Below are 10844 nucleotides of genomic sequence, written 5' to 3'. Positions count from 1 at the left end.
TCCCCTTAGCTCAGCTGGATAGAGCGTTTGACTACGAATCAAAAGGTCGGGAGTTCGAATCTCTCAGGGGACGCCATTACAACTTCATAAATTGCACATGAATTAATAACGGGACGTAGCTCAGCTTGGTAGAGCACCTGGTTTGGGACCAGGGGGTCGCATGTTCAAATCGTGTCGTCCCGATTTTATATTTGCGGGTGTAGTTCAATGGTAGAACTCCAGCCTTCCAAGCTGGTAGCGTGGGTTCGATTCCCATCACCCGCTTTTTGCTTTACCTTAGCGGATTCTTGTCACACCAGTTGTGACACCTTAAATAAGAGAGCCTGTTTCTCCGACAGAGCTCTCTCTTTTTTATGTCAAAATTGAATAAATTATCAGCCTAAACTCAGGCATTCTTTAATCACAAGAAAAAGACTTCCGCTTAACGCGGTCTGGCCTCTTTAAAGATACGTCGATTGACGTATTTTTTTATTTCCCTTCCACGGGCAGATTCAGTTCAATACGGGTGCCACTGCCTGCTGCGGACAGAACACGAAGCAGGCCTCCGGCTCCACGTGCCCGTTCCTCCATACTGAAGAGGCCTACTCCCTGTCCAGCCTGTCCAGGTTTAAATCCATCCCCCTTGTCTTCTACTGTTACCCTGACCTCAGACTTCCGATCCTCAACAGTTACGGTGGCTTCCGAGACATCCGCATATTTTGCAATGTTGGTCAAGGCTTCCTGAACAATACGGTAAATAGCTATTTCTTTCTGGATATCAAGCCGTTTGCGCAGCGTACATGTGAAGTCCACCTGTATTCCGTAATGATTGCTGTAGTTGTCAATATAAGTGCGGAGCGCGGGAACAACGCCCAAATCATCCAGTACGGAAGGTCTGAGCTCCCAAGCCAGTCCTCTAACATCGGCCATAATGGCTGTGACTTGCTGGCGCAGCTCCTGAATTACAGGATTGGACTGCTTGGATAATTCATGATCCATCTGAATAGCCAAGGAAAACAGGCTTTGTCCAATGCCGTCATGAAGCTCCCGGGAAAAACGTTTGCGCTCTTCTTCCTGGATTTCCATCACCTGTGTCATCATGCCCTGGAGCTCGGCTTGAACCTGCTTGAGCTCTGTAACTTCATTACGTACGGCCAAATATTGATAGGGGCGGCCTTTATCATCCGTAATGGGCACAATCGTGGTATTTACCCAGTAATAAGAACCGTCTTTGGCACGGTTGCGAATTTCTCCCCGCCATACTTTGCCCGCAGAGATTGTTCTCCATAAATTTTTCATGAAATCGGAGGAATGATGGCCGGAATTAATAATCCGGTGATCCTTTCCGATCAGCTCATCCCGGCTATATTTTGATATTTCGCAAAATTTATCATTCACATACTGAATCGTCCCTTTACGGTCTGTTACGGCAACAATGGACGATTCATCAAGGGCAAACTTCAAATCGGACAGCTGAAGCAGGGAGTAACGCAACGCCTTGCGAAAGTCTTCATCCGGAATATGTTCGTCCAACTGCTCAATGAGGGACACGGCCTGCTCTCCAATTGTCTGATGAAAGATCCACTTGTACGGGCTATTCATAATTCAGGAGTCCTTTCTTCATGGCGAATTTGACAAGCTCCGGCCGGGTTTTCAGGTTAAGCTTTTCCATCAGGTTGCTTTTATGGGACTCTACCGTCTTGACGCTGATCACGAGGTGTTCGGCAATTTCCTTATTGGAGTAGCCTTTGGCCACCCAGGATAAGATTTCTTTTTCCCGTTCAGATAAAGATTCATAAGGACCAGAGCCACCTTCCTGCTTCAGCTTATCCAGGTACTCACTCATAAGACGTTTGGTAGCATTGGCGTACAGGTAAGCATTTCCCTGGGCAACCGATTGGATGGCGGTGATTAATTCTTCGTGGGGGGCACTTTTCAAGATATACCCGGAAGCTCCTGCCTGAATGGCACGGAACAGGTATTCATCATCATCATGCATGGTCAAAATGAGGACCTCGGTATCCGGCAGCAGCTTCTTCAGCACCGTAGTGGCTGTCAGCCCATCCTTGCCGGGGGGCATGCTGAAGTCCATCAATACGACATCCGGCTTTAATTCAAGCGCCTTGGTGATTGCTTCATCCCCGTCGGCGGCATCCCCGATGACGTTAATATCATGCTTTCCATCCAATAAGGCAATCAGACCAGACCGGACGACAACATGGTCATCAACAACAAGTATACGAACCAAAATATCCCTCCGTAGGCGATGTATCGCGTGTATGACCTCATCATAGCAAAAAGAAAGGAATCCTATCAATGCAGGATTCCTTTCTGAAAGCCCCTGTCGGGAGGGATACAAGTGTGAAGAATCAGGACAGATTAAACTTCAGGGCGCCGAGTCGCCGGGCGGTTTGCTCCACTAAAGCAGTATCATGGGGAACAAAGCTGTAAGTATTCCGCTGCCCAACCAGTACCACACCTTTGGGAATATTGTCCGCGCCGAAAATAGGAGCAACAAAAGCAGAGTGAAGCTGTTCTGCAAGCATTAATGCAGAATCCTGTCTTAAACGATAGGTATCCCCTAAAAGGGGATTGGTCTCTACGGAACGCCCAAGCCTCACGGCCATGCCCGATAAGCCGTATCCGGGCTTAAAGGAGATTCGGCGGTAACGGTCATTGCGATTTCCGGATATATAACGCCAGCGGAAGAAATTATGCGCTGAATGAATCCATGCTAGCGCAGCCACATCACATGAAATCAGCGCACGCAGGGAATCAAGCTCGCTCTTGACCTCCGGCAAAAGATCATTCATGAATGAGCACTTCCTTTACGAGATGAAAACCATATATTTTCCGGCTATCTTCAGAGTGTAAATTCCCTTCATTAAAAAGAAGGTAGGGGAACACCCTATGTCCAAGTGGATAACCGCCGATTACAAAATATTGTTGTAGTATAAGGGAAAATATCATATTCTCACCCAGACTGTAGTGATTAAAGTCACATATACTCGGGGTTCAAGGACGAGAAAAATCAGGTAATTTCCTGATAACGTAATTTCGTAAATCATATTATGATTAGAGTAAAGGAAGACGTGAAGGGGAAATGAGCATGGGTGCAGTATATATGGAAAAGCTGGTAAAATCGGCACAGGCGGAGCGGACGGGAATCGATTTGTTTTTGACCGAAGAGCATATTGAACTGCTGAAAAGCATTATGACCTGGAAAAAGGTGAAAGCAGGGAGCACCCTTTTCATGGAGGGAGAGGCTGCGGGACAGCTGTACTATATCCGCTCAGGGCGGGTTAAGCTGCGCAAATCGACGGAGGACGGCAAAGAGCTTCTGCTGACGATTCAACGCAGAGGTGATCTGATCGGGGAATTCGGGGGCTTGGGCGGCGAGGATCATAACTATACAGCAGAAACGGCAGACGCATGCGAAATCGGGGTTATTCAAGGCAAGGAACTGGAAGGGCTCATGACAAGACATGGGGATTTGGCTGTGCAATTTATCAAATGGTTTGGTCTCAAGCAGCGGATCATGGAATCCCGCTTCAGGGATTTGCTGTTGTATGGCAAAACCGGCGCGTTGGCTTCGACCTTAATCCGCGCGTCGAATACATGTGGAGTCAAGAATGAGAATGGTATTTTGCTGAACATCAAACTGAATCATACGGAGCTTGGTGAAATGATTGGCGCTACCCGTGAGAGTGTCAACCGGATGCTTACCTCACTCAAAGAACAGGGCACGATTGAGATGAAGGAAGGAAAAATCAACATTTTGCAAATGGAGGACCTGCGCATGATGTGCGGCTGCCCTGAGGAGGGGCACTGCCCTAATGAAATATGCCGTTTATAGAGGTTGTTCAAAAAGTCATCTTTTGATCACGAAGGAAGTCAGGAAGCGGACTCGACATCGAATCTTGAATTCAGCCGGGCCTAAGCGTATGCTTACGAAGCATGTTTCCTGCGGAAACATTTCAGGTGCTCACGTACCCCCAAGTACGCTCCGCTCCTCAGTCCCTATCCTCATTCAACCTTCTCGGTGCTGAAAACCTGACTTTTTGAATTAGCACTTATAATAAAATCTAAAGAAAAAAGCTAGCCCAGGAACCATTCCTGGATTAGCTTTTTCATCTATTCTAGGCCTGTTGTGATGTATGCTGCAGCAAGCCTTGCAGTTTCCGCCGAATTTCCTTCTGCCACTTCTCATCCTGAACTTTAACAGCAAGATTCAGAAGGTCCAAGTAATCGTCAATATGCAGAGAGGTCTTTTGAAGAGCTGCGTTCACGAGGTTCCTTCCCCCTTAAAATAATACATAACATTACAAACTCAATAATGATAATCATTATCATATAATCAATTTAATCCTATTATGCCTATTATCCAAGAGAAAAGCAAGTGGTTTGCAGGAATTGCATCAAAAAAGACCCCTTAAAAAAACAAACCTCACTTCCTAAGTTCGCACATTGTTCACACTCCTTGATTGGAAGATAATAACCATATCACCATTGAGGATTATTCAAGAAGTTCTTATGCAAACGGCAAGAAAATGCTCAATTCATTCATTTAAGGAGGAAAAAGGGTCATGCGTAGAGGAAAAATGAAAGCGTTTGCCTTGATGATGGCAAGCGCAATGATCTTCATGCTGGCGGCATGCGGCGGGCAGGAGAACGGAGGAACCACAGCCAACCCTGGCAGCGGCGGTGACAGTAAGAGCGGGGAGCAGGTTACAATTACATTCCAGAACATTTATCCCGATCCTACGACCCCCGCACATAAAATGATGAACCAGCTGGTTGAGCAGTATGAAAAGGATCATCCGAACATTAAGATTGAGCTCGACTCACTGAATACAGACCAACAGAAGCTGAAGCTGAAAACGCAAGCTGCCTCCAAAGAGGTTCCGGATATCACCATCGTGAACCCGGCGGCACAAATGAAGCCCTTCGTGGATGCAGGGCTGCTGGCACCGCTTAATGACGTAGTTGACCGCGACAATCTGAAGGATAAATTCCAGGACGGCCTGCTGAATTATTACAGCTTCGACGGCAACGTGTACGCGCTTCCTGATGGCAATAACATCGAAGTCGTGTACTACAACAAGGCTTTGTTCGAGCAAGCCGGTATTAAGGAAACGCCAAAAACGTTCGATGAGCTGCTCGAAGTGGTTAAAACCTTGAAATCCAAAGGAATTACCCCGATCGCTATCGGTGAAAAGGATTCCTGGACAGGCTCGCTGTTGTTCATGAACATCCTTCTTCGCACTAATGGCGGCCCGGGATTTTTGCAGGACGTCATTGACGGCAAAAAAACATTCAATGATCCTGCCTTCATTGAAGCTGTAGAAGCGTTCCAGAAGCTGGTGAAAGCAGGGGCATTCCCGGATGGGGCAACATCGATCGACTATAATGCCGGCGGCAACATTTTCAAAACAGGAAAAGCGGCTATGTACATCATGGGCACCTGGGAGACTGGAGCCATTGACGCGTCTTCTGTAGCGAGTCAAGTGGCCGCATTCCAGTTCCCAACCGTGAACGGCAAAGGGGATGTCAACGATTATATTGTTGCGCCAGGCAGCGCATTCGCCATTTCAGCGAACAGCGAACATATGGAAGAAACCAAAGACTTCTTGCATTACTTCATGACCGAAATGCCTAAAGTCCGGTTTGAGCTTAAGGACGCGGTAGGCAGCGGCCACAAAATCGAAGGCGACTTCAAAGCGGCAGGTTATTCGGACCTTGCCGTCGGCCTGAACGAATTATTCAAAAATATTAAGGGCGGGGATCTTGCCTTTGATAATACGATGAACCCTGCAGTGGCCCAGGCTCATCTGAGCAGTATTCAAAATCTGTTCGTCACGGAGACAGATCCAGCCCAGGTGGCACAGGAGCACCAATCGGCCTTTGAAGCCAACCCGCAATAACAGAATACCCGGCCCGTGGCAGGGAGGGAGCCTTCCGGTTCCTTCCCTGCTTTCAGGATCGGCAAAAAAGTCGGCAATAGAGGATAGAGCAAGAGATACAGATAAAGGAGGAGAACCATGAATGTATTAAAAGTGCGAGCCGGTACTATTGCAGTATTTGTGTTGCCCTGCCTGCTGCTTTATGTATGCATGGTGTTCGTACCGATTTTGGTGTCCATTTACAGCGGCCTGCTGGATTGGAACGGAATCTCGGACGCCAAATTTGTAGGCTTCGCCAATTACCAGAAATTTTTGACCGATGATCCATTGTTTTGGCCTTCCGTAAAGCGGACAATTATGTTTGCGGTATTTTCGATGATCGAAATTCCCGTATGCCTGCTGATTGCGATCCTGTTGAACAGATACGTGCGAAAAGCCAATACACTTGTTACCATGTACTTTCTGCCCGTGATTCTGTCCGTCGTCATCATTGGCCAGCTCTGGAAAACCATTTATAATCCTGCTTCGATGGGCGGTATGCTGAACGGTGTCCTCACGGCTTTGGGACTGGATTCATGGACCCACAACTGGCTGACCGAGCCTGATATCGCGATGTATTCGCTCTACTTTGTCTCCTTGTGGCAGTATTTTGGCTATCACCTGCTGATTCAGTTTACAGGTGTTCAGAATATCCCCAATGAATTGTATGAAGCGGCTAAAATTGACGGAGCCGAAGGCTTCAAAGCCGACCGTTATGTCACCCTGCCGCTGGTGGTTCCGATTTTTAAAATTTCCATCGTTCTGGCCTTTATTGGCTCGCTGCAGTCCTTTGATCTGATCTGGGTCATGACAGGCGGTGGTCCGGCTCATGCTACAGACACCGTGGCCACCTACATGTACGGCATGTCCTTCCTGTCGATGAAATACGGATACGGCAGCGCTTTAGCATCCTTCCTGGTCGTATTCTGTCTTGTGTTTACAGTCGTTATAAATTTTGTTTTCAAACGAATTGAGAATAAGGTAAACTAAGGAGGCCGGAGCCGATGAAAACGTTTAAAAAAGTGATCGTATACGCCGTGCTCGCGGTTCTCGTGGTCACGCAGCTGTATCCCCTGTTTTGGCTGCTGACGTATTCACTGAAGACCAATGAGGAGATTCTGGGCGGCAGCTTCTTTGCTCTTCCCGAAACACCACGTTGGAGTAACTACCAGGAGGCATATGAGTCAGGCAATTATCTGCAGTACCTGTCCAACAGTGTGTTCGTTACCGGAGTGACGATGGTCTGTGTCATTCTGCTCAGCTCCATGACAGCTTATGCGATCACACGCTTCCGTTGGCGGTATGGCGGAATAGTTATGCTGGTGTTTCTTGTAGGCATGATGATACCCATGCAGGCCACGCTGCTGCCCCTGATGGTCATTTTCAAAAATGTGAACATTCTCAATACTCATTTGTCATTGATCCTGCCCTACATTGCGTTCCAGACGCCGATTGCCGTCTTTATCCTCAGCGGATTCATGAGGTCCATTCCCCATGAGATTGAGGAATCGGCTTATATGGACGGGGCGAGCATATACCGGATTTTCCGGAGCATCATTCTGCCTATATCTTTGCCGCCGGTTATGACCGTCTGCATTCTTACGTTTATTAATATCTGGAATGAATATATCATGGCAGCCACGTTTATCTCCTCGGAAAAGCTGAAGACGCTGCCGTTCGGCATCTATACGTTCGTCAGCCAATATTCCGTCAATTATGGCAATATTGGCGCTTATCTCGTGATGGGGGCGCTTCCGGTTATCATCATTTATTTCCTGCTCTCCGAACGGATTACGAAAGGGATGGTTGCCGGCGCGGTTAAGGGCTGAACAAGGCTTGCCTGCGACATGATCTGTATTCTGGAGGAGCAGACGGGACAAACGAGACGAAAGGAGCGTACATGGGCTTGCAGCGCCGTTTTCAATCCATTCATCATCGGCTGTTCATTCTGTTCCTCTTCTGCATGTCAGGCATTGTACTGGCGGTTAGTCTGCTGTTCTATAACCGGACCACCGTTCAGTTTCACGATAAAATCAGCGATCTGGCCCGCAAGAACGTATCCCAAACGGCCGGGTTATTCGATCTGCTGCTGAACAGCTATAACAGTCTGACCAAATCCATTACCAATAACCTTGACCTTGTCCGGCTGCTGGGTACGGAGACGGCTGATCAGCCGGAGGCGGTTGCTTATATTAATGAACGGACTATTACAAATATTCTGGGCGCTATTTATTATTCGCGGGAAGATTTGATTGGTATTCATGTATTAAAGGACGATGGCAAGGTATATAACTACGGCAACTACATGAATGTTATAGATCCGGAATACATGCATTCGGAATGGTATCAGGAAATCAAGAAGTCCGCAGGCAAAATTGCCTGGCTTGGCGTCTATCCCCATTCGGTTATTGACCAGATGGAGAAGAGGCCTGTTTTTGCATTTGGACGCCAGCTCTACGATCTGGATGAACACAGGCCAATCGGCATCGTGCTGATTGAGGCGGAGCCCAAGTCCATACTGGCTGCTCTCCATAATCTGCGCGTCGGCCCAAATAGCGAGGTTTACCTGGTAGGCCAGGGGGGGAGGATTGTCTCGGCAACCTCCTCCAACCCGCCCCCGTCCCTTGAAAGCCTACGGGGAAGCGGCGGTGATGACGTCATCGTTGAACGGCGCGATCAACAGGTTGTCATTGCTTCCAGGCTTCCTTTTGCCGATTGGTCCGTGATCAGTGTGACTCCAAACCAGGACTTGAATGTCGAGCTGGCGCAAACCCAGCGCTTTCTGCTGATTGTCGCCCCTGTGCTTATCATGCTGTCCGCCTTTATTGCCTTGGTGGTATCCAGAAGCATATCCCAGCCCCTGAAACGGCTGATTCGGGAAATGAAGCTGGTTGAGACAGGAAATTTCCGGCGAAGGCTGGAGGTCACCTCTTATCAGGAGGTGAACCAGCTGGTTGATTCCTTTAATCATATGGTCGGCAGGATTGAGGAGCTGATCGAGCTGGTCAAAATATCTTCAGTCAGTGAGAAGAACGCAGAGCTGCATGCTCTGCAAACCCAGGTAAACCCTCACTTTTTATATAATACCCTTGATATGATCTACTGGATGCTGGATGAGAAGGGACAGGATCAGCTCGGTGAGGTGGTGCTGTCCTTATCCCATCTGTTCCGTTACAGCAGCCATTGGGAAGAGGGGGCGGAGGTGACCCTGCGCGAGGAAGTCGAGCAGATGGGGCATTATCTGACGATTATCCAGGCCCGTCTGGAAGGCAGGGTTACCGTTCTCATGGATATCAGCCAGCAGTGGATGGATATACGCATTCCCAAAATGACGCTTCAGCCTTTGATTGAGAATGCGGTCAAGCATGGCTTGGAACCGCTGGAGCCGAATGTACGCGGGGAGCTGCATGTCCGTGCCGAGGAATCGGGGCAAACGCTGCGGCTGACGATTGCCGATAATGGAGTAGGCATCACCCCGGAGCGTTTGATCGAGGTACGGTATGCGCTGGCTAATCCGGGGAAACAGAACATCAGCGGCAGAACCGGCCATATCGGTTTACAGAATCTGCAAATGCGTCTGCATCATATGTTCGGCAAGGAATATGGACTTGGAGTCACTGGCAAACCCGGGAAAGGCACCAAAATTACCGTAACCATTCCGCTTCCAAAGGAGAGGAAAAGCGATGAATATTTTGATAGCTGATGACGAGCATGCCATCCGTCAGGGCATTGGGCGCACCCTTCATCAAGCCTGGCCGGACAGCCGTATTTATGCGGCTGCTTCCACGGAGGAAGCGGCGGGGATTCTGACCGAGCATCCCGTGGATATTGTGCTGACTGATATCCTGATGCCAGGCATGGACGGCCTGGAGTTTATGCGGATATCCAAGCGCAAGCACCCGCACCTGCAGTGGGTAGTCATTTCCGCACACTCCGAATTTCAATATGCCCAGAAGGCGGTTCGTCTCGGGGCAAAGGATTACCTGCTGAAGCCGATCGGCAAAAAAAAGCTGCTGGAATGTGTGGAGACGCTTGCAGGCGAAGTACAGGCTGAGTCGGAAAGAGTAAAGGAAGGCAAGCTGCTGAAGTCCAGCCTGGGATATCTGAGAGAAGCCGTATTTCAGCGCTATGCGCTTGGACTGGATACGGGCAAGCTGGATATTCGCCCTTTCGTGGAGAACTATCCGCAATTCCACCTTTTCATGGTGGGGATGGAGGCCGTGGAGCGAAAAAATCATCTGGAGCATTTTATTATTGAAAATGTGCTCTCCGAGCTGCTGGAAACCACCGGTAATGGTTTTGTCATCAGCCTGGACCGGTACAGTCTGCTGGGCATCGCCCGTCTCCAGGGCGAATCGGAGGCTAACAGGCTGATTGGTCTGCTGAAGGAGCATTTGCGAAGATGTTTGAAGCTGCCCTTCCAGGCGGCGGTCTCCGGGCCGCACTATGATTTTGCAAGTATTCCCGATGCGGTTGCGTTGCTGCGCAGTTCATTGGAGGGCAGCCTGGTATCCGGCGGGGATGAATCTCTGAAGGATGGGCTGCATACGGTGGAGGTGGCGCTGCAATATATTCGTGCACATTTTACAGAGGATCTGTCTCTTGAGAAAGTAGCTTCCGTCGTCTTCCTGAATCCTGTATATTTCAGCCAGTTGTTCAAGCAGAAGACCGGCCAGGGCTATAAGGATTATGTCATCAGCCTGCGCATGGAGCAGGCCAAAAAGCTGCTGCTTGATCCCCAATTGAAGCTCGCCGACATCGCTGACCGGATCGGGTACCATGATGTCAGACATTTTACACAGGTGTTTCGCCGCAAATGCGGCATGACTCCGACAGAATACAGATTGGGTATAAAAACGGGCGGATGAGCCCGGATCAAACAGTTATGAAGTTCATTTATCCCACGATTAGTGGCAAAATAGG

10 protein-coding genes and 2 tRNA genes are annotated in these 10844 nt (G+C 48.9%); 8 read left to right on the top strand and 4 right to left on the bottom strand.

Translation table 11 applies throughout. The annotated features are described in order from the left end of the window. Positions 1-109: 109 nt before the first annotated feature. A tRNA-Pro gene (locus tag ACE5KN_RS25875) sits at positions 110-183 on the top strand. Between the two features lie 10 nt (positions 184-193). Further along, positions 194-264: transfer RNA gene (locus ACE5KN_RS25870), tRNA-Gly, on the top strand. A 204-nt stretch (positions 265-468) separates the two neighbouring features. Here the strand turns inward: ACE5KN_RS25870 and ACE5KN_RS25865 are convergent. From ACE5KN_RS25865 to ACE5KN_RS25855, 3 genes are all read right to left on the bottom strand, one after another. After that, complete coding sequence (locus ACE5KN_RS25865) at positions 469-1581, bottom strand: PAS domain-containing sensor histidine kinase (protein ID WP_375526352.1); 1113 nt, start codon at positions 1579-1581, stop codon at positions 469-471. Next, positions 1574-2227, bottom strand: a complete 654-nt coding sequence (locus ACE5KN_RS25860; RefSeq protein ID WP_375526351.1) for a response regulator transcription factor — start codon at positions 2225-2227, stop codon at positions 1574-1576. Before ACE5KN_RS25860 ends, ACE5KN_RS25865 begins: the two co-directional genes overlap by 8 nt. Positions 2228-2348: 121 nt before the next feature. Further along, positions 2349-2792 carry a GAF domain-containing protein gene (locus tag ACE5KN_RS25855; protein ID WP_375526350.1) on the bottom strand — a complete coding sequence of 148 codons (444 nt, stop codon included), beginning with the start codon at positions 2790-2792 and terminating at the stop codon, positions 2349-2351. Between the two features lie 311 nt (positions 2793-3103). On the opposite strand from ACE5KN_RS25855, the gene ACE5KN_RS25850 reads away from it, so the two are divergent. Further along, positions 3104-3835 carry a Crp/Fnr family transcriptional regulator gene (locus ACE5KN_RS25850; RefSeq protein ID WP_375533184.1) on the top strand — a complete coding sequence of 244 codons (732 nt, stop codon included), beginning with the start codon at positions 3104-3106 and terminating at the stop codon, positions 3833-3835. Between the two features lie 283 nt (positions 3836-4118). Here the strand turns inward: ACE5KN_RS25850 and ACE5KN_RS25845 are convergent, their stop codons facing one another. After that, on the bottom strand, positions 4119-4268 hold the full coding sequence (locus ACE5KN_RS25845) for a hypothetical protein (RefSeq protein WP_355325765.1): 150 nt from the start codon (positions 4266-4268) through the stop codon (positions 4119-4121). A gap of 297 nt (positions 4269-4565) precedes the next feature. On the opposite strand from ACE5KN_RS25845, the gene ACE5KN_RS25840 reads away from it, so the two are divergent. The 5 genes from ACE5KN_RS25840 (at position 4566) to ACE5KN_RS25820 (ending at position 10789) form a co-directional block, all read left to right on the top strand. Then, the gene (locus tag ACE5KN_RS25840) at positions 4566-5903 is read left to right on the top strand and encodes a sugar ABC transporter substrate-binding protein (protein ID WP_375526348.1); all 1338 of its coding nucleotides are present in this window, start codon (positions 4566-4568) and stop codon (positions 5901-5903) included. A gap of 117 nt (positions 5904-6020) precedes the next feature. Further along, a complete protein-coding gene (locus tag ACE5KN_RS25835; protein ID WP_375526347.1) occupies positions 6021-6911 on the top strand; it encodes a carbohydrate ABC transporter permease in 891 nt (296 codons plus the stop codon). Between the two features lie 14 nt (positions 6912-6925). Then, on the top strand, positions 6926-7750 hold the full coding sequence (locus ACE5KN_RS25830) for a carbohydrate ABC transporter permease (RefSeq protein WP_375526346.1): 825 nt from the start codon (positions 6926-6928) through the stop codon (positions 7748-7750). Between the two features lie 77 nt (positions 7751-7827). Next, a complete protein-coding gene (locus ACE5KN_RS25825) occupies positions 7828-9624 on the top strand; it encodes a cache domain-containing sensor histidine kinase (RefSeq protein WP_375526360.1) in 1797 nt (598 codons plus the stop codon). Next, positions 9605-10789, top strand: a complete 1185-nt coding sequence (locus tag ACE5KN_RS25820) for a response regulator (protein ID WP_375526345.1) — start codon at positions 9605-9607, stop codon at positions 10787-10789. The genes ACE5KN_RS25825 and ACE5KN_RS25820 overlap by 20 nt, the downstream gene beginning before the upstream one ends. Positions 10790-10844 lie beyond the last annotated feature (55 nt).

The sequence above is a fragment of the Paenibacillus terreus genome (assembly GCF_042138595.1).
Classification (GTDB): domain Bacteria; phylum Bacillota; class Bacilli; order Paenibacillales; family Paenibacillaceae; genus Paenibacillus; species Paenibacillus terreus.
Note: the sequence above shows the minus strand (reverse complement) of the source record. Positions and strands in the feature narration are given on the sequence as shown.